This is a genomic window from Hydrogenophaga sp. L76, from assembly GCF_057654755.1.
The window spans coordinates 2172586-2197167 of sequence record NZ_CM172807.1; the positions used below are offsets into that span (position 1 = coordinate 2172586).

Sequence of the window (24582 nt, forward strand, 5' to 3'; positions counted from 1 at the left end):
ATGCTTCAAGCTTCCAAGCTCATCCCCCAGGCCCAGGGCCTCGCCCCGGTGTTGGTGCGCCGCGCCGCGCACATCGAACTGGATTGGGATGTGCGCCAGAAGAGCCGTTTTGACGCCACCGCGTCCGACGGCCGCAACGTGGGCGTTTTCCTGCCGCGCGGCACCGTGGTGCGCGGCGGCGATGTGCTGATCACGCAGGACGGATCGCTCATCCGCGTGGTCGCTGCGCCGCAAACCGTGCTGCGCATCACCGCCTGCACCGACCACCACCACGGCCACACGCACGACGGCGCCTTCGACCTCATGCGCGCCGCCTACCACCTGGGCAACCGCCACGTGCCCATCGAATTGCAGCCCGACCACCTCAAGATCGAACCCGATCACGTGCTGGCCGACATGCTGCGCGCCATGCACCTCACGGTGGTGGAAACCCGCGAACCCTTCGAGCCCGAGGGCGGCGCCTACGTACAACACGCCAGCGGGCACGGCCATGCCCATGGCGGTCGGACACACGACCATGGCCACGCCGGCCACGCCGGCCACGCGCACGGGCACGGGCACGGGCACGGGCACCATGCCCACGGACACGACCACGCGGCAGGACATGAGCACGGCTGAGGCCTGCACCGCCTCATCGCCGAGCTCGACCGCCGGCCTGCTGCAGATCCTGTGGCTGGCCTCGCCGGCCCTGCCAGTGGGTGGCTTCTCCTACTCCGAAGGTCTGGAAGCCGCCGTGGACGCCGGGCTGGTGAGCGACGAAGCCAGTGCCGCGCAATGGCTCATCGACCAGTTGCACCTGGGCCTGGCGCGCGCCGATCTGGCTGTTGTCGCGCAGGCCATTCCCGCCTGGCGCACCGGCGATCTGGCCCGCATCCAGGCGCTCAACGCCTGGGTGCTGCAAACCCGGGAAACACACGAGTTCCGCCTGCAGACCGAACAGATGGGCCGCTCGATGCTGGAGTGGGCGCGTTGCCTGGGCGAACTCGGCGCGGGCGTGTTTGAGCGCCTGCAGTCGGCTGGACTCAGCCCCGTCAGCTACCCCGTGGCCATGGCCTGCGCAGCGGCCAGCGCCGACACCAGTGTGCGCGACAGCCTGATCGGCTTTGCCTTCGGCTGGGCCGAGAACATGGTGCAGGCCGCCATCAAGTCCGTGCCGCTGGGCCAGAGCGCGGGCCAGCGCATGCTGGCGCGGCTGGCGCGCGAGATCCCGGTCGCCGTGGGCCACGCCATGGCGCTGGAAGACAGCGAACGCCAAGCCTTCACGCCCCTGCTCGCCATCCATTCGGCGCGCCACGAAACCCAATACTCCCGACTCTTCCGGTCCTGACTTTCCCCGTTCAGGCTGAGCTTGTCGAAGCCCCCACCAAGGTACACCCCATGAGCGCCCTGCACCACATCCCGAACCGCACCAAACACCTGCCCCCGCTGCGCGTGGGCATTGGCGGGCCTGTCGGTTCCGGCAAGACCACCCTGCTGGAGATGCTGTGCAAGGCGATGCGAGAGCGCTACGACCTGATCGCCATCACCAACGACATCTACACCAAGGAAGACCAGCGCCTGCTCACCGTCAGCGGCGCGCTGCCGGCGGACCGCATCATGGGTGTGGAGACCGGCGGCTGTCCGCACACCGCCATCCGCGAAGACTGTTCCATCAACCTCGAAGCGATCGACCGCATGCTGGCGGAACACCCCGACGCCGACATCGTGTTCATCGAGTCCGGCGGCGACAACCTCGCCGCGACCTTCAGCCCCGAGCTGAGCGACCTCACCATCTACGTGATCGACGTCGCCGCGGGCGAAAAAATCCCGCGCAAGGGCGGCCCCGGCATCACCAAGAGCGACCTCTTCGTCATCAACAAGACCGATCTGGCCCCGCACGTGGGCGCCGACCTGGAGGTGATGAAGGCCGACACCGCCCGCATGCGCCCCGACAGCGCGCGCCGCCCCTGGGTCATGACCAACCTGAAAACGCTGGACGGCGTGGACGAGGTGGTGCGTTTCATCGAAACCCGCGGCATGCTGCGCCAGGAAAACCCGGCCATCGAAGCGGCCGCGGCCTGATTCCCGCTCGATGGGCCGCGATCAGGCGGGCCACAGGCTAAAATCCTGCTCGCGACAACCGCATCCGGAGACGTGGGTGAGTGGTTTAAACCAGCAGTCTTGAAAACTGCCGACCCGCAAGGGTCCGTGAGTTCGAATCTCACCGTCTCCGCCAAAAACAAGTTCAAGGCCGTTCGCTAAAGTAAAGCGAACGGCCTTTTTCATAGGGGAAACGCCCCTGCGTTGTTCAGCAAATATCGGCACGGTAAACTTAGAGCAAGTCCAAACCGGGGGAACAGCAGGGGGAACAAATGACCCCCTTTTCGCGAGAATCCCCGGTGTTCCCCCACCACTTGCGAAAGAGTCCCGCCATGCTGACCGATGCACAGTGCAGAAACGCCACATGCCCAGTCGACAAGCCGCGCGCCAGGCTGGCCGATTCAGGCGGTCTGTACCTGGAGGTATCGCCAGCTGGCGCCAAGCGGTGGTTCTGGAAGTACCGCAGGGAAGGCAAAGAGGGCCGGCTCGCGCTGGGCAGCTACCCGGCCACGGCCCTGACCGCAGCCCGAAAGGCGCGCGACGTGGCCCGGCTTCAGAAAGCAGACGGTCATGATCCCGTGGAGGTTCGCCAGGCTCAGCGAGCCAAGCTCAAAGCTTCGAAAGAAGAGAGCTTTGCCGCCGTGGCTCAAGCGCTTTTCGACCTGAAGGCGCCCGGGTGGAGTGAAACCCACCGGGTCCGCTGCGAGCAGATCCTCAAACAAGACCTGATCCCCGGACTTGGGCATCGGCCCATTGGCGAGATCACGACCCCCGAGCTGATAGCCGCGCTGCGCCCCATCGAAGCCCGCAACACCTTGGGCACCCTGGCGAAGGCTCGCAGCGTTTGCGGTCTGATCTGGAGCTACGCCGTATCCAGCGGGGTGACTCAAAACAACATCGCCCAAAATCTCTCGGGCGTGTTCAAGGCCAAGCCCAAGCGCCACTTCCCCGCTATCACCGAGCCCGAGCAATTCGGCAACCTGCTGCGCCACATCAACGCATACCACGGTGGGCCGGTGGTCAAGGCCGCCCTGCAGCTCGCACCACTGCTGTTTCAACGACCTGGCGAACTTCGCGCCGCTGATTGGACTGAGTTCGACCTGGATGCCGCGCTGTGGACTGTCCCGGCCAGCCGCATGAAGCGCAGCAAAGACGGCAAGGAAACCGGAGACCCGCACCTGGTGCCCCTGCCCCGCCAGGCGGTGGCCATCCTGCGCGGCCTGCATCCGTTGACCGGGCACGGCCAGAAAGTGTTCCCCAGCCAGAGGGACCACACCAAACCCATATCCGAGAACGCCTTGCGCGTGGCTTTGATGGCGCTGGTGTCGGCGCCGATCCAAATTTGAGCCACCGTGCCGACTGAATATTGAGCCAGGGGTGGAAGCCGACTTTTGTGGGGTCGGCTGTGGATAAGTGTAGGTGCTGTCCTGGTTCGGCGATCTCCTTGTTGTTGTGTTGAAGGCGCTGTGCAAGCCGCGCAGGGCGTAGCCTGTAGCGGCTTGCACAGCACGGCACTTGCTCAGAATGGGTCGGGCTCAGCCTGCGTCGAGGTATTCTTTCGCGCCTGCTCGCGGGCCTTGATACGCTTCTTGGCTGCAGCTGTGCTGCGACTGAAACGGATCGACTCGTTGCCTGTCTCCACGATGTGGCAGTGGTGAGTGAGACGGTCCAGCAGCGCGGTGGTCATCTTCGCGTCGCCGAACACGCTGGACCATTCTGCGAAGTCCAGGTTGGTCGTGATCATCACGCTGGTGTGTTCGTACAGCTTGCTCAGCAGGTGGAACAGCAACGCCCCGCCGGCCTGGCTGAACGGCAGATAGCCCAGCTCGTCCAGAATGACCAGGTCCATGCGCAGCAGGCTGGCTGCGATGCGCCCGGCCTTGCCTTGGGCCTTCTCCTGCTCCAGTGCGTTGACCAGATCGACCGTGGAGTAGAAGCGCACCCGCTTGCCGTGCCGGGTGATGCCCGAGACGCCCATGGCCGTGGCCAGATGGGTCTTGCCTGTGCCCGGCCCGCCCACCAGCACCACGTTGTGCGCCTCGTCGGTGAAGGCCGTGGTGGCCAGAGTCTCCACCAGCTTGCGGTCCACCGGCGAGACCTCGAAGTCAAAGCCCGCCATGTCGCGGTGCACCGGGAACTTCGCCGCGTGCATCTGGTGGCTGACCGAGCGCATCGCGCGGTCCGTGCCCTCGGCCTGCAACAGGTGCTCGATCAGCCAGCGCGAGGACTCGATGCCCACACCGCCTCCCTTACCACCCCCTTGCTCGACCAGATCGGCCCACGCCCCGGCCATGCCGTGCAGGCGCAGTGCCTTGAGTTCGACCAGCACATCAGTCTTCATGGCCGGCTCCTTCGGTGGTCACTCCCACAATGTTGCCCACGGTGTCCGAACGCAGGCTGTCGTAGCGAGCCGTGTTCGCCAGCGGCGGCGTGCTCACCTTCAACAGTGTGGCCGCCGTGGGCGGTATCGGCTGCGCGTTGAGCCGGTTCAGCACGTTGACCACATGCTCCACGCTGACCTTGCCCGGTGGACCGCTCTCCAGTGCCAGCTCGATGGCCACCAGCACCGCGTCCAGACCGGCGCTGAGCACAATGGCCAGCACCTGCGCCATCACCCGGTCGCCACCCGGGTTGCGCAGCAGCCCTCGGCGCAGCCGCTGCAGGGCCTCGGGCATGTCGGCAAAGGGCGCGCCGTTCCTCAGGGCACCGGGCTTCCTCTGCAGCAGCGGGATGTAGTGCTGCCAGTCGTACCGGGTCTCGCCCGCGTTGCTCAGCCGCTCGTGGCGCGCCACGATGGTGTCGTCGGCCACGATGGCCACGCTGCCCGGGTACAGCCGTGTGCTGACCAACTGGCCGACCCGTTCGCACGGCACGGAATATCGGTTGCGCGCCACCGACACCAGGCAGGTGCTGGAGACCCGCGCGGGTTTCTCGACGTAGCCGTCGAACGGCACCGGCATGGGCATGAGGTGCGCGCGCTCGTGTTCGAGCATCTCGGCCACGCTGAACTGGGTGTGCTCGGGGTGGCGCACCTCGTCCCACAGCGCGCGGCAGCGCTGGCCCAGCCAGGCGTTGAGTTCGGTGAAGCTGCCGAACTTGATCTTGGCCGCGTCGATCCAGATGCGCCGACGGCTGTCCTGCACGTTCTTCTCCACCACCCCTTTCTCCCAGCCGCTGGCCACGTTGCAGAAGTCCGGGTCGTACAGGTAGTGCGCGCACATGGTGGCAAAGCGCTCGTTGACGATGCGACCCTTGCCCTTCTTGACCTTGTCTACAGCGGTCTTCATGTTGTCGTAGATGCCGCGTCGGGCCACACCGCCGAGTGCCGCGAACGACCGGGTGTGGGCATCGAACAGCATCTCGTGGCCCTGGCTGGGGTAGGCCACCAGCCAGAAGGCCCGTGAAGCACACAGCTTCATGTGTGAGACCTGCACCCGGTAGTAGATGCCACCGATCACCATGCCTTCCTCGCTCCAGTCGAACTGGAAGGCCTCGCCCAGCTCGAAGGTCAGCGGCACGAAGGCGTTGCCCGCAGACCCCTGACCCTCGCTCTGGCGCCATGCCCGGATGAAGTCGGTCACTCGCGTGTACCCGCCCTCGTAGCCCGCGCGCCTGATCTCGGCGTACAGCGCCTTGGCCGTGCGCCGCTCGTGCTTGGGCCGACGTGCATCGGCCTTCAAGGCCTGCCTGAGTGCGTCATGGAACGCCGTGAGTTTGCTGGGCTGTTCGCCGCGCCGGTACTTCGGCGGGCCGTCCACCTCGCCGTGCAACCACTTCGCCACCGTGTTGCGCGAGAGCCCTGTCATGCGCGATATCTCGCGCTCCGATTTGTTCTTCCGGGCATGCAAATGCCGGATCCTGCCAATCATGTCCATGGTGATCACTCCTTGTCCTCTGCTGCACATAAAAACAGCAGAGTAGGTTGTTCACCTGGCTCAGTTTTGGGTCGGCACTACCCTCAAAAGTGGCTCAGTTTTCGGTCGGCGCCAACAGCCAGACAACCCTCTTCGAACATGCGCCCGCGGCGTACCTGATCATCGACGAGGCCACCGTGCTGTGCGAAATCAACTTGGCGGGCGCCCGGCTGCTCGGCGCTGCGAGCAATGAATTGTTGGGTCGTCCGCTCGCCAGCTTCCTGTCGGCGGCCAGCGTCGAACAATTGCAGGAGATGCTCGCGCGGGCGCGGAATGGCGCTGTACCCGAGACCTGCGAGTTGCAGTTGTTGCCACAAGCCGGCGTCATTCGCCAGCTGCATGGCACTGCCGGCAGGGAAGACTCGTCAGCAAACTTCCTCCTGTTGCTGCTGGCGCTGCCGTCGCCAGGATAGGGACCACTCGACACCCCCTGCCAAGGGTATCGCCGGTGGCCCCGCCGTTTCAGACTTTCCCGGCAACACTGAAAACGGAAAAAGTCATTTTAAATCAATAACTTATAAACCACTCACAAAAGCAGGTGGCAGATGTTCGAGTTGCCTTCAGCGTCCGAGTGGTTCTTTGCATCAGGGTCATGGAACTATTCAATTAGCACTCCCTCTTAGTGAGTGCTAGTATTTATAAAAGACCAACCTTAGGAGGGTTCTTCTACATGACCACTGCACTACTTGCACCCGCTGCCTTGCCGTCCAGCACACTGGCTGTGTCCAGCCCATGGGCGAGCCGTTCGCTGACGCTGCCTGCGCTGGGCAACCTGGATGCCTACATTTCGGCCGTCAACCGCATGCCACTGCTGACGCTGGACGAGGAACAGGGCGCCGCGCGCCGCCTGCGCGACCACAACGATATCGACGCTGCCGGACAACTGGTGATGTCGCACCTGCGGCTGGTGGTGTCGATCGCCCGCCAGTACCTGGGCTATGGCCTGCCACATGGTGACCTGATCCAGGAAGGCAACGTCGGCCTGATGAAGGCGGTCAAGCGCTTCGATCCCGATCAGGGCGTGCGTCTGGTGAGCTACGCCATGCACTGGATCAAGGCCGAGATCCACGAATACATCCTGAAGAACTGGCGCATGGTCAAGGTGGCCACGACCAAGGCCCAGCGCAAGCTGTTTTTCAACCTGCGCTCGATGAAACAGGGCTTCCGCGCCGAGGCGCTGGACGGCGACACGCACCGCGAGGCGTTTTCTGACGGCGAGGTGGACGTGGTCGCACGCGACCTGAAGGTCAAGCCCGCCGAAGTGCGTGAAATGGAAACACGGCTTTCGGGTGGTGACGTGGTGCTCGACCCGAGCCCGGGCGACGATGGCGAAGACGGCTTCGGCCCCATTGCCTATCTGGCCGACGCCACCCACGAACCCACGGCGATGATCGAGTCGGCACAACGCGACGTGCTGGCCACGGAAGGCATTGCCACCGCCATGAGCGAGCTGGACGAGCGCTCGCGCCGCATCGTGACCGAGCGCTGGCTCAAGGTGAACGATGACGGCTCGGGTGGCATGACGCTGCACGAGCTGGCGGCCGAATACGGTGTGAGCGCCGAGCGCGTGCGCCAGATCGAGGTCGCTGCCATGAAGAAGATGCGCAAGGCGCTGGCCGCCTTCGCCTGAACCGGCCCAGGCCGGCCCCAGGCCCCAGACGGCACCACGCCAGCTGGGGCTTTTTCACGTCTGCGGGTGTCACAAACAGGTCACAACCCGCAGGCAATGGCCCCCGGTGCCAACTATGACCGCTCGTCCCGCAATCCGTGGCGACAGAATTGGAGGATGCTTGACAAGAATCCGGTGGCCCGGGCACCCACCCCGCACGCCCGCACCCCTTTGCCAACACCCGCGCGCCGTTTCATGGCGTGGCTGCTCTGGCTGACGCTGTCGCTGTGCGGCAGCGCATTCGCCGTGCCCGCCACCACCCCCTCCGGCCTGCCCCCGGTGGTCCTCGACGGCTCCATGAAAAGCGTGTCCCTGGCCCAGCGCAGTGCCTGGTGGGTGGACCCTGGAGGCCAGCTCACGGTGCAGGACGTGGAGCAGCGCCAGGCCGATCTGCCTTTCGGCTTGCGGGCGTGGCAACACCGCCTGCGGCTGGAAGGCAAGGCCGCGCTCTGGATCGGCTTCACCGCCTGGGCCCAGGACAACCGCTCGCACTGGGAGCTGGAGCTGGCGCGCTCGGGCACCGACCGCGTCAGCCTGTTCCACCGCAACGCCGACGGCAGCTGGCTTGAGCAGCACGCAGGCGACCGTTTGCCGGTGAGCGCCTGGGCGTCTCCCGACCGCTATCCCGTGTTCAAGCTGGCCCCGCGCAGCGATGCGCCAGTGGCCTACTGGGTGCGCATCGAACACGCGCGCGTGCCGTTCTCTGGCGAGCTGTTCATCCACAGCCACGACCAGTTGCGCGAGCAGCGCATCCTGCAGCAGTTCACGCTGGGCGCCTATTTCGGCATGACCTTGCTGCTCGTCGTCGTGGCGGTGGCCAACGCGCTGGTGTTCCGCGACAGCAGCTTCGCCGCCTACGCGATCTACATCACGCTGCTGGGGCTCTCGCTGGCCGCCTCGCTGGGGGTGGGGGGGCAGTTCCTGTGGCCCGATTTCGCGCGCTGGAACGGCGCGGCCGAGTTTGTGCTGATGCCGCTGGCGGCGGTGGCCGGGCTGCTGTTCGTGCGCCACCTGGTGCAACCGCGGCGCATCGGGCGCTGGCTGAACCGCCTATCGCTCACCCTGGCCGCGGCGATGCTGGGCCTGGTGGCCTGGGACCAGGCGGCCCCGTCCCAGTGGAGTCTCGAGGCCATCACCACCACCGGCGCGCTGACCATGCTGCTGGTTTTCGTCATGCTCTGGACCGCCTGGCGCAGCCGGGAGGGCTGGGCGCGCTGGATCGCGCTGGGCATCCTGCCGGTGCTGCTGGCCGGCGCGCTGCCGGTGATGCGCAACTTCGGGCTCATCTCCTCGGGCTTTCTCCCGCAGTACGGCCTGGTGATCGCCGCAGCCTTTGAAGCGCCCTTGCTGATCTATGGCCTGCTGCAGCGCTCGTCCATGCAACACGAGTCGCAGGCCCGTGCCAAGGCGCTGGCGCTGACCGAGCCGCTCACCGGCCTGACCAACCGCCACAACTTCATGCTGCGCCTGCACGAGAGCCTGATCCGCGCCCAGCGCTACCGCCACCGCAGTGCGCTGTTGCTGATCGATCTGGACAACCACACCTGGTTCGATCAGGAACACGGCAGGGAGGTCGCCGACAGTGCCCTGGTGCTCACGGGCTCGCTGCTGCGCTCGGTCGCGCGGGATGTGGACACCGCCGCCCGGGTTGATGACCACAGCTTTGCCTTGTTGATGGAAGGGCCGGTCCGCTCGGCGCAGGCGGTGGCCGCGGCCACGAGCATCGTTGCGGGTGGCCTGCGCCCGTCTCCGCAACTGCCCGTGGGGACCACGCTGCGCTGCAAGGTGGTGGTGGCCCTGCTGCCCGAGGAGACGCTGGGTCTTCAGGAGAATGCCCAGGCGCACCTGGACTGGCTGCGCATCGCGCTGGACGAGTTGAAGAAAGCCCCGCACAAGAGCATCCAGACGCTCAACTGCTGAAGCCTCTCAGGGAGTGAGTTCGACCAGTTCGATGGTCGGCATCACCGCCAGACGCGCCGGCAAACCGATGGTCCCGATCCCGGGCGTGACCAGAAGTGTCCCCGCCGCCGTGTCGTAGAGGCCGTTCCACCAGGGCTGCCGCGTGTTCGTGTTGCGCAGCACCCAGGGGGTGAGACCGGGAATCCAGATCTGTCCGCCGTGCGTGTGTCCGGCCACCGAAAGGTGGGCGGCACCCGGCGGCAGCAGCGCCACCGTGTCGGGCTGGTGGGTCACCACCAGGCGGTTGCCCGGACCCGTGGCGGGTCCGGAGGCCTCGGGCCAGAGCGCGCGAATCTGCGCCTCGGGCCGGCCACCCCAGCCATCGTCCAGCCCAACCAGCTCCCAGCCTTTCCAGGCAAGGCGCCTTCCTTCCAGCAATTGCACGCCATGGGTTTGCAGCGCCTCGCGCAGCGGCTGGGTCAGGTCCGGACCGGGCGCTTCGACATCGTGGTTGCCGAGCACGCCAAACACCGGATGCCGGATGGCCGCCAGCGGGGCCAGACCGGTCTTCAGGTCCCGCCGGGGTTCATGGGTCCAGTCGCCGGCCACCAGCACCGCATCCACCTCCAGCGCGTTGAGCTGGCGCACCAGGCGTTCGAGCTGGTGATCGCGGAAGAACAGGCCCCAGTGAATGTCGGCGATGACGGCCAAGCGCACCGGCTCGGCGCCTGGGGGCAAGCCGATGATCGTCGTCTGTCGCACCCGAGAAAGACCGGGCTCCACCAGCGAGGACCACAGCCCCACCACAACCAGCAAGGCCGCCACCCCGGCCTTCCAGCGCAGGAACCCGCGCCCGGTCACCGCGACCCCCACCAGGCCGATCAGCAGGAAAGGCCCGGCCAGCCGGGGCGCCCAGTAGAGCCAGAGCATCACCAGGTTGCGCAACCAGTAACCGGGCGTGTGCCAGCGGTCCTGGTAGTCCCAGAGGCTGACGGCCAGCGCCAGCGCCAGGCCCAGGGCGAACAGCCGCCAGACCCAGCGCAGCGCCCGGCTCATGGGCGGCATGTCGGGACTCGTGTCAAGCCTCGCGGCGCAGTGCAGGGAAGAGGATCACGTCGCGGATGCTGGGGCTGTCGGTCAGCAGCATCATCAGGCGGTCGATGCCGATGCCGCAGCCGCCGGCCGGCGGCATGCCGTACTCCAGTGCGCGGATGAAGTCGGCGTCGTAGTACATGGCTTCTTCGTCACCACCGTCCTTGGCCGACACCTGCGCGTGGAAACGTGCGGCCTGGTCTTCGGCGTCGTTCAGTTCCGAGAAGGCGTTGCCGAATTCGCGGCCGGTGATGTAGAGCTCGAAGCGTTCGGTCACCTCGGGGCGGTCGTCGTTGGCGCGCGCCAGCGGTGAAATTTCCGTCGGGTGCTCCATGATGAAGGTCGGGTTCCAGAGCTGCTCTTCCACCGTCTCTTCGAAATACAGCACCTGCAGGCTGGCCAGGCTGCGCGTGCTGAGCTGGTGTTTGGCTTCGGTCATGCCCAGCTGCTTCAGCGCGGGAATCAGCCACTCGGCACTGTCCACGCCCTCGCCGGCTTCGGTGTATTTCAGGATCGCTTCGCGGATGGTCAGGCGTTCAAACGGCGAAGTCACGTCCACCGGTTTGCCGTTGTAGGTGAGCGGCGTGTCGCCGTGCACCTGCTTGACCACATGGCGGATCAGCTGCTCGTTGAAGTCCATCAGGTCCTGGTAGTTCCAGTAGGCCGCGTAGAACTCCATCATGGTGAACTCGGGGTTGTGGCGGACGCTGATGCCTTCGTTGCGGAAGTTGCGGTTGATCTCGAACACACGCTCGAAACCACCGACCAGCAGGCGCTTCAGGTACAGCTCGGGCGCGATGCGCAGGAACATCTCCTGATCGAGCGCGTTGTGGTGCGTCTTGAACGGCTTGGCGTTGGCGCCGCCGGGAATGGGGTGCAGCATCGGCGTTTCCACTTCCAGAAATCCGTGGCTCACCATGAAGTCGCGGATGCTGGAAAGCGCGTGGCTGCGCGTGACGAAGCGCTTGCGGGCGCTCTCGTCGGTCATCAGGTCCACATAGCGTTGGCGGTACTTGATTTCCTGGTCGTGGATGCCGTGGAACTTGTCGGGCAGCGGGCGCAGGCTCTTGGTGAGCAGGCGGATCTGGTCAGCGTGGATGGTCAGCTCGCCGGTGCGCGTGCGCATGAGCACGCCTTCGGCGGCGATGATGTCGCCCAGGTCCCAATGCTTGAAGGTCTCCAGCATCGGTGCGCCCACGCTGTCGGTGTTCAGGTAGATCTGGATGCGGCCGCCGCTCGGACCAAAAGACGCATCCTGCAAGGTGGCGAAGCTGGCCTTGCCCATCACGCGCTTGAGCATCATGCGGCCCGACACGCAGGCGCGCACCGGCGTGGCCTCCAGCGATTCCTTGGTGGCTTCAGCGTGTGTGGCAAACAGCGCCTCGGCCTTGTCCACCGGCTTGAAGTCGTTCGGGAACGCCACACCCTCGCCGCGCTGCTGCGCATCGCGCAAGGCTTTGAGCTTCTCGCGCCGCTCCGCAATCAGCTGGTTGTCGTCGGTGGCGGGGGTGGCGTGGGCGTGTTCGGTGGTCATGGTGTGGGGCAAGAAAAAACGGGCTGCGCCTGAAGAAGCGCAACCCGCTATTGTAAGTTCCGGTGCGAAGGTCCCCAAACCCAGAACGCGGTGGAACCGGCTTTGCCGGGCCGCTCGCGTTGCCCCCTGGGGGGGGTGACGCCGCAGGCGGCGCGGGGGGGTGTCAATGTCCCAGATAGGCTTCGCGCACCTTGGGATCCACCAGCAGGTCCTGGCCGGTGCCGGTCATGGTGATTTCACCGGAATCCATCACGTAGCCCCGGTTGGCGATCTGCAGCGCGCGCTGGGCGTTCTGCTCCACCAGCAGGATGGTGACCCCCTGGGCCGAGACGTCGCGCACCACCTCGAAGATCTTGTCCACCATGATGGGCGACAGGCCCATGGAAGGCTCGTCCAGCAGCAGCACCTTGGGCTGGCTCATGAGCGCACGCGCCATGGCCAGCATCTGCTGCTCGCCGCCGCTCATCGTTCCGGCCAGTTGGTCCTTGCGCTCTTTCAGGCGCGGGAAGATGCCGAACATGCGCTCGATGTCGTTGGCGATGCCCGCCTTGTCCTTGCGGATGTAGGCGCCCATCTGGAGGTTCTCGGTGATGCTCATCCGGGTGAACACGCCCCGGCCTTCCGGCACCATGGCCAGCCCCAGCCGGACCAGGTCCCAGGCACCGCGGCCCTTGATGCTCTGGCCCAGGTATTCGATGTCGCCGCCTTCAAAGGCCAACGAACCGGTCACCGCCTTCATGGTGGTGGTCTTGCCCGCGCCGTTGGAGCCGATGAGCGAGATCAGCTCGCCCTCGCGCACTTCCAGGTCGACGCCCTTGACGGCCTTGATGCCGCCGTAAGAAACCTTCAGGCCGCTGATTTTGAGTAGTGTGTTTGCCATGTTCTTGTGTCCTCAGCTTCCGCCCGTGCCCAGATAGGCCTCGATCACTTTCGGGTCCTTCTGCACATCGGCCGGTGTCCCGGAAGACAACTGCTTGCCGTAATCGAGCACCGTCACCCGGTCGCAAAGGCCCATCACCAGCTTCACGTCGTGTTCGATCAGCAGGATGGTGCGGTTGTCCTTGCGGATGCGGTCGATCAGTTCGCGCAGCAGCACCTTTTCGGTGGCGTTCATGCCGGCGGCAGGCTCGTCCAGCGCGATCAGCTGCGGATCGGTGGCCAGGGCGCGCGCGATCTCCAGTCGGCGCTGGTCGCCGTAGCTCAGCGTGCGCGACTTGTAGTCAGCGAACTTGGCGATACCCACGTAGTCGAGCAGCTCGCGGGCCCGCTCCCTGATTTGCGCCTCTTCGCGCTTGAAGCCGGGCGTGCGGAACACCGCACCGACCAGGCCAGAATGGGTGCGCACATGGCGCCCCACCATCACGTTTTCCAGCGCCGTCATTTCAGCGAACAGGCGGATGTTCTGGAAGGTGCGCGCGATACCGGCCTTGGCCACTTCGTGCACAGCCGAGGGCGTGTAGGGTTTGCCCGCCAGTTCAAACGTGCCGCTGTCGGGCGTGTACAGCCCGGTCAGCACGTTGAAAAACGTGGTCTTGCCAGCGCCGTTGGGTCCGATCAGGCCGTAGACCTGACCGCGCAGGATTTCAATGCCCACATCGCTCAGGGCCTGCAGGCCCCCGAAGCGTTTGGAGACGTTGGCGACTTTGAGAATGGTTTCAGACATGCAACTTGACTCCGCTCATTTCGCCAGCGATTTGCCGTGTTCCGGCGAGGGCCACAAGCCCTTGGGACGGATCAGCATCACCACCACCATGGCCAGCGCAATCAGCAGCTGGCGCAGAATTTCAGGGCCCAGGCGACCACCGGTCCATTCGGTCAGAGGACCGGCCACGTGGCGCAGAACCTCCGGCAAACCGGCCAGCAACAGGGCCCCCAGAATCACGCCAGGGATGTGGCCAATACCACCCACCACCACCATCGCCACGACCATCACCGACTCCATCAGCGAGAAGGATTCGGGCGACACGAAGCGCTGGAACGAAGCGAACAACACGCCCGAGACGCCACCAAACGTGGCGCCCATGCCGAAAGCCAGCAGCTTGAGGTTGCGCGTGTTCAGGCCCATGGCCTTGGCGGCGATTTCGTCTTCACGGATGGCCATCCAGGCGCGGCCGATGCGCGAGTCCTGCAGGCGGTAGGAGAGGATCACCGCCCCCACCACGAAAAACAGGAACAGGTAGTAATACAGCGTGACGGGCTGGAAGGTGTAGTCACCGATGGTCAGGCGCTTGCCCAGGTCCAGGCCAAAGACCGAGATGGTGTCGATCTGGCTGATGCCCTTGGGGCCGTTGGTGATGTTCACCGGGCGGTCCATGTTGAGCAGGAAGATGCGGATGATCTCGCCAAAACCCAGTGTGATGATGGCCAGGTAATCACCACGCAACTTGAGCGTGGGCGCACCCAGGATGACCCCCACAATGCCCGCGACCCCCGCCGCCAGGATCATCACCAGCCAGATGCTGATGTGGATACCGTTGGGGAACATGGCCGCGATGGCCGGGAAGGTGTCGGTGAGGTGGGGCGAGCCCACCAGAGCGAAGATGTAACCCCCCACCGCGAAGAAGGCGATGTACCCCAGGTCCAACAGGCCGGCGTAACCAACCACGATGTTCAGGCCCAGCGCCAGCAGCACGTAGAGCAGCGCGATGTCGACAATGCGCACCCAGGAGTTGCTCCCGGTCGATTGCAGGATGATGGGCAACAACAGCAGCGCGACAGCGCCCAGCAGGTAGGCGATGAGTTTTCCGGATTTGGTGTTCATCATGATGTGTTCCTTGACCCTCAGGCCCGGTCGGCCACACGCTCGCCCAGCAGCCCGGACGGCCGCAACGTCAGCACCAGGGCCAGCACGATGAAGGCGAAGATGTCGGTGTACTGGCTGCCCAGCACGCCGCCGGTCAGCTGGCCCAGGTAGCCCGCACCCAGCGACTCGATCAGACCCAGGGCGACGCCGCCCACCACGGCTCCGGCGAGGTTGCCGATGCCGCCCATGACTGCCGCCACGAAGGCCTTCAGGCCGGGCATGAAGCCCATGGCATGCTGCACCGTGCCATAGTTCGATGCCCACATCACGCCTGCGATGGCCGCGAGCATGGCGCCGATGATGAACGTGGCGGAAATCACCATGTCGGGCTTGATGCCCATGAGCGCCGCCACGCGCGGGTTCTCGGCCGTGGCCCGCATGGCGCGGCCCAGGTTGGTCCGGTTGACCAGCCACATGAGGAAAGCCAGCGTGATGACCGTGGTGGCCAGGATGGTGATCTGTGTCACCGAGATCACGGCACCGGCGAACTCGATCGGCTCACGCGAAAGGGTCGACGGGTAGGACTTCGGGTTCGGCGCCCAGATGATCATGGCAAAGGTCTGCAACAGCAGCGACATGCCGATGGCGGTGATCAGCGGCGCGAGCCGCGGGGAATTGCGCAGTGGCCGATAGGCCAGCTTCTCGATCGTGAAGTTCAGCACGCCACAGACCACCATGGCGATCAGCGTGGCCACCAGCAGCAACAGCCAGCCAGGCATGCCGGCCCAGGCACTCGACATCCAGCCGATCAGCGTCCAGCTGGTGAGCGCACCCACCATGAGCACGTCACCGTGCGCAAAGTTGATCAAGCCGATGATGCCGTACACCATGGTGTACCCCAGCGCCACCAACGCATACATACTGCCCAGAACCAGGCCGTTGATGATCTGCTGCAGCAAAACGTCCATACAAACTTCTCCGTGTTTTTCCAGCCAAGCGGGTGCCTGGTCTGTCTGCCTTGAGTTAGCAAAAAACCCGCCAGGCTCGACCTTGAAACAGGACAGACTGCGGGTTGGTGGGCGGATTGTAGCTAGGCGTTTCAGAGGGTCCGATGCGTGTAAGCCCTTATGCGGCGCGGGTTTACCCTGATTTTTGATTTTCCCGCGCGGCTGCATCAGCGCGAATCGCGCTGCATTAGTTATTCTGATTATTCAGTTTTTTGAGTTCGCGCAGCTTATCGGCGATGCGGATTTCCAGGCCACGCTCGACCGGACGGTAAAAATCAGGCCCGGCCATGCCATCGGGCAGGTAGCGTTCACCCGCCGCGAAGCCGCCCGCCTCATCGTGGGCATATCGGTAGCCTTTTCCGTAGTCCAGCTCCTTCATGAGCTTGGTGGGTGCATTGCGCAGGTGCATGGGCACCGGGCGCGTGCCGTCCTTCTTCACGAACGCCTTGGCTTCGTTGAAGGCCTTGTAGACCGCGTTGGACTTGGGCGCAACGGCCAGGTACACCACACATTCGGCCAGCGCCAGCTCGCCTTCCGGCGTGCCCAGGCGCTCGTACACCTCGGCCGCGTCCAGCGCCAGACGCAACGCGCGCGGATCGGCCAGGCCAATGTCTTCACTGGCCATGCGGATGAAGCGGCGCGCCATGTAGCGCGGGTCGGCACCGCCGTCGAGCATGCGCACGAACCAGTACAGTGCGGCGTCCGGGTCGGAACCGCGCACGCTTTTGTGCAGGGCGCTGATGGTGTCGTAGAACTGCTCGCCACCTTTGTCGTAGCGACGCATGCGCTCACCCAGCACACGCATCAGCCAGGCGTCCGTCACCTCGGCGAGTTTCTCGCGCGTGGCCGCCACCGCCAGCGTCTCCAGCGTGTTGAGCAGGCGGCGGGCATCGCCATCGGCGTAGGCGATCAGGCGGTCGGCGGCGGCGGTTTCAACCGGAGGCACTGCACCGATGCCTTGCGCCCGGGCGATCAGCTGGCGCAGATCGTCTTCGCCCAACGGCTGCAGTACATAGACCGCCGCGCGTGACAGCAGCGCCGAGTTGACTTCGAACGAGGGGTTTTCGGTGGTCGCGCCAATGAAGGTGAACAGTCCGCTTTCCACATGTGGCAGAAAGGCGTCCTGCTGGCTCTTGTTGAAGCGGTGCACCTCGTCGACGAAAACGATGGTGTGTTGCGCCTGAAGCCCATCGCGTGCGGCCTGAGCCTGCTCCACCGCCTCCCGGATATCTTTCACGCCGCCCAGCACCGCGCTGATGGTGATGAACTGGGCATCAAAGGCATCGGCCATGAGCCTCGCGATGGTGGTCTTGCCCACACCCGGCGGACCCCAGAGGATGCAGCTGTGTGGCTGGCCCGATTCGAACGCGAGCCGCAATGCCATGCCCTCACCCAGCAGGTGGTGCTGCCCGATCACCTCGGCCAGCGTGCGCGGGCGCAGGCGCTCGGCCAGCGGCGTGTGCGGCGCGGCGTGTGAACTCAAAGACCTGCTTTCAAGGCGGTGTGCACGCTCAGGGCCGGATCACATCGGCGCCGACAGGCGGCTGAAAGCGAAACCGCTCCGCCTTCATCGGCGCGTTGTCCTGCCACTGGTTGAAGGTCAGCACCGAGCGCTGGCCCAGGCTGTCGGCGATCTCCAGCGCGGCGAGCTGGCCCTGCCGGAAGCCGACGCGCACGCTCTGCAACTGTCCGTCCTTGTTGCGCGGGCGGGCCTCCAGCCATTCCAGGCCCTCCGCGGCGGGCGCCGCCTTGAGCTCAAACACTTCGGACAGGGCACGCAGATCGGTGCCCGCCGCGATCAGGGCCGCGGGGGTGCTGCCGAGCACCTCCTGCTGCTTGCGCGCCGTCACCTGGTTCAGGTCCACGTCGTACAGCCACAGCGTCTGGCCATCGGCCACGATGGTCTGTTCGAAAGGCTTTGTGTACTCGAAGCGGAAACGGTCGGGCCGCAGGAATTCAAAGCGCCCGCTCGACGTCTTGCGGCGCGCCACGGTTTCACCGTTGCGCACCGGCGAGGTCACCACCTGGGTGAAGCCGGCCTGCGCACTGCCCACCTCGCTCAGGAAGGTTTCGAGGTCTTTCAGGCCGTCGGCCTGTGCGGGCAAGGTTGTGAATGTCAGGGCAGTGACCGTGGTCACCGTGGTAAACAATTTTTTGATCATGTGGATTGGGACCCGGCCGCGGCCACAAGGTTCAGGCCCGAACATCATTCACCGCGCGAAGGCACCAGAATATCGCGTTGACCGCTGGAGGTCAGTGCACTGACCATGCCCGCTTTTTCCATGTCTTCCAGCAGACGCGCGGCGCGGTTGTAGCCGATCTTCAGCTTGCGCTGCACATAGGAGATGCTGGCCTTGCGGTCCTTGAGCACGATCTCCACCGCCTGGTCGTACAGCGCGTCTTTTTCGTTGCCGTCGCCACCGCCCTCACCGAACATGTCACCCCCCTCACCATCGCTCGCCGGACTCTCCAGCACGCCGTCGATGTAGTTGGGTTCACCACCCTGCTGCTTCAGATAGGCCACCACGCGGTGCACCTCTTCGTCGCTCACAAACGCGCCGTGCACCCGAACAGGGAAGCCGGTACCGGACGGCATGTACAGCATGTCGCCCATGCCCAGCAGGCTCTCGGCGCCCATCTGGTCGAGGATGGTTCGGCTGTCGATCTTGCTGCTGACCTGAAACGACAGCCGGGTGGGGATATTGGCCTTGATCAGGCCGGTGATCACGTCCACGCTGGGGCGCTGCGTGGCCAGGATCAGGTGGATGCCGGCGGCGCGCGCCTTTTGCGCCAGGCGGGCGATCAGTTCTTCGATCTTCTTGCCCACCACCATCATCAGGTCGGCCAGCTCGTCGATCACCACCACGATGTAGGGCAGGCGTTCGAGCGGTTCCGGCTGTTCGGGGGTGAGGCTGAACGGGTTGCCGATGATTTCACCACGCGCCTTGGCCTCGTCGATCTTCACGTTGTAGCCCGCAAGGTTGCGCACGCCGAGCTTGCTCATGAGCTTGTAGCGCTTCTCCATCTCGGCCACGCACCAGTTCAGCCCGTTGGCGGCGTGCTTCATGTCGGTGACCACGGGGGCGAGCAAATGCGGAATGCCTTCGTAGACACTCATCTCCAGCATCTTGGGGTCGATCAGCAAGAGGCGCACGTCCTTGGCATCGGCCTTGTAAAGCAGCGACAGGATCATGGCGTTGATGCCGACCGACTTGCCCGAACCGGTGGTGCCGGCGACCAGGCAGTGCGGCATCTTGGCCAGGTCGGCCACGATGGGCTGGCCACCGATGTCCTTGCCCAGGCCCATGGTGAGCAGCGACTTGGCGTCGTTGTAGACCGGCGAGCCCAGGATCTCGCTCAGCTTGATCATCTGCCGCTTGGCGTTGGGCAGTTCCAGCGCCATCAGGTTCTTGCCCGGAATGGTCTCGATCACACGGATCGACACCAAGGACAAGGAGCGCGCCAGATCGCGCCCCAGGTTCACGATCTGCGAGCCCTTGACCCCCGTGGCCGGCTCGATTTCGTAACGGGTGATCACCGGACCGGGTGCTGCGGCCACCACGCGCACGTCGACGCCAAAGTCCTTGAGCTTCTTCTCGATCAGGCGGCTGGTCATCTCCAGCGTCTGGCTGTCCACTCCCGCCTGGTGCAATGGCGCACTGTCCAGCAGATCCACCTGCGGCAGCTTGCTGTCGGGCATCTCGACGAACAAGGGCTTCTGGCGTTCCTTGGCCACACGCTCGCTCTTGGGCACATCCACCAGTGTGGGCTCGATCAGGACCGGGGTGGGGTGGTGCTCTTCGCTCTCGACGCGCTCGACCTTGACCACTTCTTCGCGCGCTCGCGCAGCCATCTCCCCGATGCGCTGGTCTTCGACCGCCTCGCGTTTTTCGCGGCGCGATTCGAACCAGTTGTCCAGCCAGGCGCCCAGGTGCTCGGCCCATTGCCCCCAAGAAAACCGGAACACCCTGGGCAGGCAGATCACGAGCAAAGCCAGCATGGCCAGCGCCGAGCCGGTGAAACCCAGCCAGCGCACCGCAACGGGTCCGAGCGCATGACCCAGCACGCCCCCCACGGTTCCCGGCAGATGCGGCTCCAGCCGATACAGGCGACTCCATTCCAGCACCCCACTGGCGCTCAGCAACACCAGCAACGCCAGCACATAGGCCAGACGACGCGCCCAAGGGGTTTGCCACCAGTGCACAGCCCCATGCGCATCCCCATGCGCATCCCGCGAGACGGCCTGGGGTTGCTGGCCACGCAACCGCCCGGCCAACGCCGACAGCCAGGCCCGCAAACCGGCGAAAAAACACCACCAGACCGACCAGCCCAACAGGTAGTAGCTCGCATCGGCCAGCAGCGCGCCCAGATGGCCGCCCCAGTTGCCCACTTCGGCCCGAGACCCGGTCGTGCTCCAGGCCGGATCAGCCAGCGAATGACTGAGCAACGCGAGGAGCCAGAAGGCCAGGACTGCAGCACCTACCACCAGCCCAATCTCCTGGGTGAAACGGGCCATACCTCCAGGCGTGGCTTGAGCCCGGTCGGCATTCAGTGTATTGAGTGAATAAGTCATGGTCCTTGCTGCGGTTCGGCAACAAGCTTACCCCAAGCCCACCCGGGCCAGGAGCCGGTAAACCGGTAACAGGTGCAGCGATTGGCCGGGAGAATCCGGGTCGCGACCAGCGCAGCCCACGCAGGGGCTTCAGCCCAGCGTGTTGAGCCGTTCCTTGACCACGGTGGTGCCGTCTTCGCCCACCTCGATGAACCCCCGGTCTTCCAGGTCTTTCATGACCCGGCTGACCATTTCTCGCGATGCACCGATCATCTTGGCCACATCCTGGCGGGACACCCGTTCCCGAATCACCAGTTGCCCGTCCTTGTCGGGTCGCGCGAACTCCAGCAAGGCCCGGGCCACGCGGCCGTAAACATCCATCAACGCCAGGGACTCGATCTTGCGGTCGGCATAACGCAGGCGCTGCACCAATCCCTTCATCACCGCATAGGCCATGGAGGTGTTTTCGGGCAGGCAACGGGCGAACTCCGGCCGCCCCAGAATCAACACATCGGTCTGCACCTCGGCACGGACCGTGGCCGAATGCGGCTGGTTGTCGATCAGGCTCATCTCGCCCACATAGTCGCCCGGGTTCATGGTGGCCAGGATGACTTCCCGGCCACGCACATCGGTGGTGACCACACGAGCGCGCCCCGTCAGCACGATGGCCAGAAAATTGGACTTCTTGCCCTGTTCAACGATGCACTCGCCGCGCTTGAAACGCCGTTTGATGACCGCATCTGCAACAGACTCGGCCTGCGCCTGCGTCAGCGTGGAAAACAGCGGGACCCGGCGAATCAAATCCAGATTGGACAGGATGGACATGCGTATATACCTCTGGTCAGACTGCGGATGCAGCGCTCTTCCCTACAATGCTTCGAAAGACCGGACGCCCGCATGGCGAAAGATGCCAAGGCCCCAAACGCGTCGCAATGAATCTCAACTCTAAACCACACACCCCCACTCTTTGATGGGGATTTGCACCATGAAGCACACCAAAGTTCTTATTCTAGGTTCCGGCCCCGCGGGCTACACGGCTGCAGTGTATGCGGCACGTGCGAACCTGAACCCGGTGCTGATCACTGGCATCGCCCAGGGTGGCCAGCTCATGACCACCACCGACGTGGACAACTGGCCGGCCGACGTGGATGGCGTGCAGGGCCCGGAACTGATGCAGCGCTTCCAGGCACACGCTGAACGCTTCAAGACCGAGATCGTTTTCGACCACATCAACGCAGTCGACTTTTCCAAACGTCCTTTTGTGCTCAAGGGTGACAGTGGTGAATACAGTTGTGATGCCCTGATCATCGCCACCGGTGCCTCGGCCAAGTACCTGGGCTTGCCTTCTGAAGAAGCCTTCATGGGCAAGGGCGTGAGCGGTTGCGCCACCTGCGACGGCTTTTTCTACCGCGAGCAGGACGTGGCGGTGGTGGGCGGCGGCAACACGGCCGTCGAAGAAGCCCTGTATCTGTCCAATATCGCCCGCAAAGTCAGTCTGGTGCACCGTCGCGATACGTTCAAGGCCGAACCCATCCTGGTCGACAAGCTGATGGAGAAAGTCGCCGCGGGCAAGATCGAGCTCAAGACCCATTTCACGCTCGACGAGGTGTTGGGCGACCAGAGCGGCGTGACCGGCGTGCGGCTGAAAAGCGTGAAAACCGGCGAGACCGAAGACCTCAAGCTCACCGGCTGCTTCATCGCCATCGGCCACAGCCCCAACACCGACATCTTCAAAGGCCAACTGGAGATGAAAGACGGCTACATCGTCACGCAATCCGGGCTCAAGGGCATGGCCACCATGACCAGCGTGCCTGGCGTGTTTGCTGCCGGCGACGTACAGGACCATGTGTACCGCCAGGCCATCACCAGCGCCGGCACCGGCTGCATGGCGGCACTCGACGCCCAGCGTTTTCTGGAGCAGAACGAGGCCTGAGGGCACCCCGCCGGGCGGCGCTGGCCAGACCAACCTGCCCGCGCTATAATTCAAGGCTTTGCTGCGAATGGCCGATTTTGGTCGTGCGCTACAAACTTGGGTTACCGCCACCCTTTTCTGGCGAGGTGAGGCTGGGTTGCCAGATGCGGAACGGGAATACCGTCTCCAGCGTCCTGCGTGACCGGCTGTATAAAAGTATCGGAGTGTCCTCATGGCACGCGTCTGCGACGTCACGGGCAAGAAGCCCATGGTCGGGAACAATGTTTCCCACGCCAACAACAAAACCAAGCGCCGGTTCCTGCCGAACCTGCAATACCGCCGTTTCTGGGTCGAAAGCGAAAACCGCTGGATTCGCCTGCGCGTGTCGGGTGCTGCCCTGCGCCTGATCGACAAGAACGGTATCGACGCCGTGCTCGCAGACCTGCGCGCACGCGGCCAAGCTTAAGGAGCACCAACATGGCAACCAAAGGCGGACGCGAAAAGATCAAGCTGGAATCCACTGCGGGTACCGGCCACTTCTACACCACGACCAAGAACAAGAAGACCACGCCCGAGAAGATGCTGATCAAGAAATTTGATCCCAAAGCTCGCAAGCACGTGGACTACAAGGAAATCAAGCTGAAGTAATTCAGCCGGATACCCCCAACAAAAAAGCCGCTGTGAAAACAGCGGCTTTTTTGTTGCCCAGACGAAGAGAAAACCATCTATCCGGAGCGAGTGCCTTAACCCGGAACGCCGCGGAACCGGCTCCGCCGGGCCGCCAGCGTTGGCACCTTGAGGGGGTCGCGGCAGCGCCGCGGCGGGGGAGGGACAAGCTCAAGCGTGCGCGGAGCGCAGGCGAATCGAGAAGTCGCGCAGCGCAGCAATGCCGCTTTCTTCGGCGCGCCGGCACCAGGCCTGCAGGTCGCTGGCCAGTTGCTCACGGGTCGCGTTCGTGCTGGACCACAGGGCGCGCAGTTCTTCGCGCATCGTGACCATCTTGTCGAGCACCGGGTGTTCCGCCCGGACCAGGGCCAGTTGCGGCTTCACATCCGCAGGCACCTTGTCGTCGTCGCGGTGCAGCCAACGGCGGGCCGCATCCAGCACCGAAGCGTCGGCGCTGCGGGCCTTCAGGCCTTCAACTTCACGCTGGCAGGCGGCACGCATCTCGCGCGCGTAACCCGCCATCACTTCATAGCGGTTGGCGATGATCGCCTCCAGCGTTTTTTCGTCGGCCACCGGCTTCACGTCGCCAAACGCCATCTTGGGTGGCAGCTTCTTCACGGTGGCCAGACCCACCGACCTCAGCATGGTGATGTACATCCAGCCGATGTCGAACTCGTAGGGTTTGACCGACAGCTTGGCCGACGTCGGGTAGGTGTGGTGGTTGTTGTGCAACTCTTCGCCACCGATGAGGATGCCCCACGGGGACACGTTGGTGCTGGCGTCGGCCGCCTCGAAGTTGCGGTAACCCCACCAGTGGCCGATGCCGTTGATGATGCCGGCTGCCGTGATCGGGATCCACATCATCTGCAGCGCCCAGACCGACACCCCCAGCACACCAAACAGTGCGACGTTGATGATCAGCATGAGGCCCACACCCAGGCGTGAGCGACCGGTGTAGAAGTGCCGTTCCACCCAGTCGCCGGGCGTGTTGTGACCATAGCGGTCCAGCGTTTCCTGGTTCTTGGCTTCGGCGCGGTAGAGCTCACTGCCCTCAAAGAACACTTTCTTGATGCCAAAAACCACCGGACTGTGCGGGTCACCTTCGCGCTCGCACTTGGCGTGGTGCTTGCGGTGGATCGCCGTCCACTCCTTGGTCACCATGCCTGTGGTCATCCAGAGCCAGAAGCGGAAAAAGTGCGACGGAATGGGGTGCAGGTCCAACGAACGGTGCGCCGAGTGGCGGTGCAGGTAGATCGTGACGCTGGCGATGGTGATGTGGGTGAACACCAGAGCGACCAGCAGCACCTGCCACCAGGCCGCACCGGTCAGACCATGGGCCAGGAACTGGATCAGGCCATCCCACAAACTGGCAAAAAACTCGAAATCAGAAGCAATCATCAAGGTCCTATTCAACCGCCCACGAAGGCGTCAGGCTGCCAAACGCTCCCGTTAAGGACAGGGGCGAAGCAACCTGCCATTTTAAAGCCGGGGGTGTCAATCAACAATCGCCGGACA

General features: G+C 64.5%; 23 protein-coding genes and 1 tRNA gene. 11 read left to right on the forward strand and 13 right to left on the reverse strand.

From position 1 onward, the window contains the following. The 5 genes from ureE to AC23D4_RS10385 all read left to right on the forward strand — a co-directional run bounded on the left by ureE (position 1) and on the right by AC23D4_RS10385 (position 3425). The gene (ureE, locus tag AC23D4_RS10365) at positions 1–618 is read left to right on the forward strand and encodes an urease accessory protein UreE (protein WP_472889547.1); all 618 of its coding nucleotides are present in this window, start codon (positions 1–3) and stop codon (positions 616–618) included. Next, a complete protein-coding gene (locus AC23D4_RS10370; RefSeq protein WP_472889556.1) occupies positions 605–1327 on the forward strand; it encodes an urease accessory protein UreF in 723 nt (240 codons plus the stop codon). Before ureE ends, AC23D4_RS10370 begins: the two co-directional genes overlap by 14 nt. A 50-nt stretch (positions 1328–1377) precedes the next feature. Beyond that, positions 1378–2061: an urease accessory protein UreG gene (gene ureG, locus AC23D4_RS10375; RefSeq protein WP_472889548.1), complete on the forward strand. Its 684-nt coding sequence runs from the start codon at positions 1378–1380 to the stop codon at positions 2059–2061. Between the two features lie 66 nt (positions 2062–2127). After that, positions 2128–2215: transfer RNA gene (locus tag AC23D4_RS10380), tRNA-Ser, on the forward strand. A gap of 196 nt (positions 2216–2411) precedes the next feature. After that, positions 2412–3425, forward strand: coding sequence for a tyrosine-type recombinase/integrase (locus AC23D4_RS10385; RefSeq protein ID WP_472889549.1), 1014 nt, complete (start codon positions 2412–2414; stop codon positions 3423–3425). A 173-nt stretch (positions 3426–3598) separates the two neighbouring features. Here AC23D4_RS10385 and istB read toward each other — a convergent pair whose 3' ends face one another. Together istB and istA are read right to left on the reverse strand one after the other, a co-directional pair. Continuing rightward, complete coding sequence (istB, locus tag AC23D4_RS10390) at positions 3599–4420, reverse strand: IS21-like element ISThsp19 family helper ATPase IstB (protein WP_487623626.1); 822 nt, start codon at positions 4418–4420, stop codon at positions 3599–3601. Then, the gene (gene istA, locus AC23D4_RS10395; RefSeq protein WP_487623627.1) at positions 4410–5954 is read right to left on the reverse strand and encodes an IS21 family transposase; all 1545 of its coding nucleotides are present in this window, start codon (positions 5952–5954) and stop codon (positions 4410–4412) included. The genes istB and istA overlap by 11 nt, the downstream gene beginning before the upstream one ends. 47 nt (positions 5955–6001) lie before the next feature. Here istA and AC23D4_RS10400 point away from each other — a divergent pair, with 47 nt between their 5' ends. The 3 genes from AC23D4_RS10400 (at position 6002) to AC23D4_RS10410 (ending at position 9582) form a co-directional block, all read left to right on the forward strand. After that, on the forward strand, positions 6002–6406 hold the full coding sequence (locus AC23D4_RS10400) for a PAS domain S-box protein (RefSeq protein WP_472890119.1): 405 nt from the start codon (positions 6002–6004) through the stop codon (positions 6404–6406). 257 nt (positions 6407–6663) lie between these two features. Further along, positions 6664–7623, forward strand: coding sequence for an RNA polymerase sigma factor RpoH (gene rpoH / locus AC23D4_RS10405; protein WP_472890118.1), 960 nt, complete (start codon positions 6664–6666; stop codon positions 7621–7623). Between the two features lie 156 nt (positions 7624–7779). Then, positions 7780–9582: a sensor domain-containing diguanylate cyclase gene (locus AC23D4_RS10410; protein WP_472890117.1), complete on the forward strand. Its 1803-nt coding sequence runs from the start codon at positions 7780–7782 to the stop codon at positions 9580–9582. 6 nt (positions 9583–9588) lie between these two features. On the opposite strand, the gene AC23D4_RS10415 is transcribed toward AC23D4_RS10410, so the two are convergent. From AC23D4_RS10415 to AC23D4_RS10460, 10 genes are all read right to left on the reverse strand, one after another. After that, positions 9589–10626 carry a metallophosphoesterase gene (locus AC23D4_RS10415; protein WP_472890116.1) on the reverse strand — a complete coding sequence of 346 codons (1038 nt, stop codon included), beginning with the start codon at positions 10624–10626 and terminating at the stop codon, positions 9589–9591. Between the two features lie 13 nt (positions 10627–10639). Further along, positions 10640–12187: a lysine--tRNA ligase gene (lysS, locus tag AC23D4_RS10420; RefSeq protein ID WP_472890115.1), complete on the reverse strand. Its 1548-nt coding sequence runs from the start codon at positions 12185–12187 to the stop codon at positions 10640–10642. A gap of 163 nt (positions 12188–12350) precedes the next feature. Continuing rightward, positions 12351–13067, reverse strand: coding sequence for an ABC transporter ATP-binding protein (locus tag AC23D4_RS10425; RefSeq protein WP_472890114.1), 717 nt, complete (start codon positions 13065–13067; stop codon positions 12351–12353). A gap of 12 nt (positions 13068–13079) precedes the next feature. After that, the gene (locus tag AC23D4_RS10430; RefSeq protein WP_472890113.1) at positions 13080–13850 is read right to left on the reverse strand and encodes an ABC transporter ATP-binding protein; all 771 of its coding nucleotides are present in this window, start codon (positions 13848–13850) and stop codon (positions 13080–13082) included. A 15-nt stretch (positions 13851–13865) separates the two neighbouring features. Further along, on the reverse strand, positions 13866–14951 hold the full coding sequence (locus AC23D4_RS10435) for a branched-chain amino acid ABC transporter permease (RefSeq protein ID WP_472890112.1): 1086 nt from the start codon (positions 14949–14951) through the stop codon (positions 13866–13868). Between the two features lie 17 nt (positions 14952–14968). Then, a complete protein-coding gene (locus tag AC23D4_RS10440; RefSeq protein WP_305361970.1) occupies positions 14969–15898 on the reverse strand; it encodes a branched-chain amino acid ABC transporter permease in 930 nt (309 codons plus the stop codon). 226 nt (positions 15899–16124) lie between these two features. Beyond that, positions 16125–17420, reverse strand: coding sequence for a replication-associated recombination protein A (locus AC23D4_RS10445; protein WP_472890111.1), 1296 nt, complete (start codon positions 17418–17420; stop codon positions 16125–16127). A gap of 28 nt (positions 17421–17448) precedes the next feature. Continuing rightward, complete coding sequence (gene lolA / locus AC23D4_RS10450; RefSeq protein WP_472890122.1) at positions 17449–18096, reverse strand: outer membrane lipoprotein periplasmic chaperone LolA; 648 nt, start codon at positions 18094–18096, stop codon at positions 17449–17451. 47 nt (positions 18097–18143) lie between these two features. Beyond that, positions 18144–20510 (reverse strand): DNA translocase FtsK, encoded by a 2367-nt coding sequence (locus tag AC23D4_RS10455; RefSeq protein WP_472890110.1) that lies wholly within the window; start codon positions 20508–20510, stop codon positions 18144–18146. A gap of 129 nt (positions 20511–20639) precedes the next feature. After that, on the reverse strand, positions 20640–21314 hold the full coding sequence (locus tag AC23D4_RS10460; protein WP_305361967.1) for a Crp/Fnr family transcriptional regulator: 675 nt from the start codon (positions 21312–21314) through the stop codon (positions 20640–20642). Positions 21315–21474: 160 nt separating this feature from the next. Here AC23D4_RS10460 and trxB point away from each other — a divergent pair, with 160 nt between their 5' ends. The 3 genes from trxB to rpmG all read left to right on the forward strand — a co-directional run bounded on the left by trxB (position 21475) and on the right by rpmG (position 23049). Continuing rightward, on the forward strand, positions 21475–22422 hold the full coding sequence (gene trxB, locus AC23D4_RS10465; protein ID WP_472890109.1) for a thioredoxin-disulfide reductase: 948 nt from the start codon (positions 21475–21477) through the stop codon (positions 22420–22422). Positions 22423–22633: 211 nt separating this feature from the next. After that, a complete protein-coding gene (rpmB, locus tag AC23D4_RS10470; RefSeq protein ID WP_177136162.1) occupies positions 22634–22867 on the forward strand; it encodes a 50S ribosomal protein L28 in 234 nt (77 codons plus the stop codon). Between the two features lie 11 nt (positions 22868–22878). Beyond that, a complete protein-coding gene (gene rpmG / locus AC23D4_RS10475; RefSeq protein WP_068173845.1) occupies positions 22879–23049 on the forward strand; it encodes a 50S ribosomal protein L33 in 171 nt (56 codons plus the stop codon). Between the two features lie 189 nt (positions 23050–23238). Here rpmG and AC23D4_RS10480 read toward each other — a convergent pair whose 3' ends face one another. After that, on the reverse strand, positions 23239–24465 hold the full coding sequence (locus tag AC23D4_RS10480) for a DesA family fatty acid desaturase (protein WP_472890108.1): 1227 nt from the start codon (positions 24463–24465) through the stop codon (positions 23239–23241). Positions 24466–24582: the final 117 nt, after the last annotated feature.

Bases quoted from the DNA above. Each gene is read 5' to 3' on its own strand.
- ureE (WP_472889547.1), top strand. From the start codon at position 1: ATGCTTCAAGCTTCCAAGCTCATCCCCCAGGCCCAGGGCCTCGCCCCG.
- AC23D4_RS10370 (WP_472889556.1), top strand. From the start codon at position 605: ATGAGCACGGCTGAGGCCTGCACCGCCTCATCGCCGAGCTCGACCGCC.
- ureG (WP_472889548.1), top strand. From the start codon at position 1,378: ATGAGCGCCCTGCACCACATCCCGAACCGCACCAAACACCTGCCCCCG.
- AC23D4_RS10385 (WP_472889549.1), top strand. From the start codon at position 2,412: ATGCTGACCGATGCACAGTGCAGAAACGCCACATGCCCAGTCGACAAG.
- istB (WP_487623626.1), bottom strand. From the start codon at position 4,420: ATGAAGACTGATGTGCTGGTCGAACTCAAGGCACTGCGCCTGCACGGC.
- istA (WP_487623627.1), bottom strand. From the start codon at position 5,954: ATGGACATGATTGGCAGGATCCGGCATTTGCATGCCCGGAAGAACAAA.
- rpoH (WP_472890118.1), top strand. From the start codon at position 6,664: ATGACCACTGCACTACTTGCACCCGCTGCCTTGCCGTCCAGCACACTG.
- AC23D4_RS10410 (WP_472890117.1), top strand. From the start codon at position 7,780: ATGCTTGACAAGAATCCGGTGGCCCGGGCACCCACCCCGCACGCCCGC.
- AC23D4_RS10415 (WP_472890116.1), bottom strand. From the start codon at position 10,626: ATGCCGCCCATGAGCCGGGCGCTGCGCTGGGTCTGGCGGCTGTTCGCC.
- lysS (WP_472890115.1), bottom strand. From the start codon at position 12,187: ATGACCACCGAACACGCCCACGCCACCCCCGCCACCGACGACAACCAG.
- AC23D4_RS10425 (WP_472890114.1), bottom strand. From the start codon at position 13,067: ATGGCAAACACACTACTCAAAATCAGCGGCCTGAAGGTTTCTTACGGC.
- AC23D4_RS10430 (WP_472890113.1), bottom strand. From the start codon at position 13,850: ATGTCTGAAACCATTCTCAAAGTCGCCAACGTCTCCAAACGCTTCGGG.
- AC23D4_RS10435 (WP_472890112.1), bottom strand. From the start codon at position 14,951: ATGATGAACACCAAATCCGGAAAACTCATCGCCTACCTGCTGGGCGCT.
- AC23D4_RS10440 (WP_305361970.1), bottom strand. From the start codon at position 15,898: ATGGACGTTTTGCTGCAGCAGATCATCAACGGCCTGGTTCTGGGCAGT.
- AC23D4_RS10455 (WP_472890110.1), bottom strand. From the start codon at position 20,510: ATGACTTATTCACTCAATACACTGAATGCCGACCGGGCTCAAGCCACG.
- AC23D4_RS10460 (WP_305361967.1), bottom strand. From the start codon at position 21,314: ATGTCCATCCTGTCCAATCTGGATTTGATTCGCCGGGTCCCGCTGTTT.
- trxB (WP_472890109.1), top strand. From the start codon at position 21,475: ATGAAGCACACCAAAGTTCTTATTCTAGGTTCCGGCCCCGCGGGCTAC.
- rpmB (WP_177136162.1), top strand. From the start codon at position 22,634: ATGGCACGCGTCTGCGACGTCACGGGCAAGAAGCCCATGGTCGGGAAC.
- rpmG (WP_068173845.1), top strand. From the start codon at position 22,879: ATGGCAACCAAAGGCGGACGCGAAAAGATCAAGCTGGAATCCACTGCG.
- AC23D4_RS10480 (WP_472890108.1), bottom strand. From the start codon at position 24,465: ATGATTGCTTCTGATTTCGAGTTTTTTGCCAGTTTGTGGGATGGCCTG.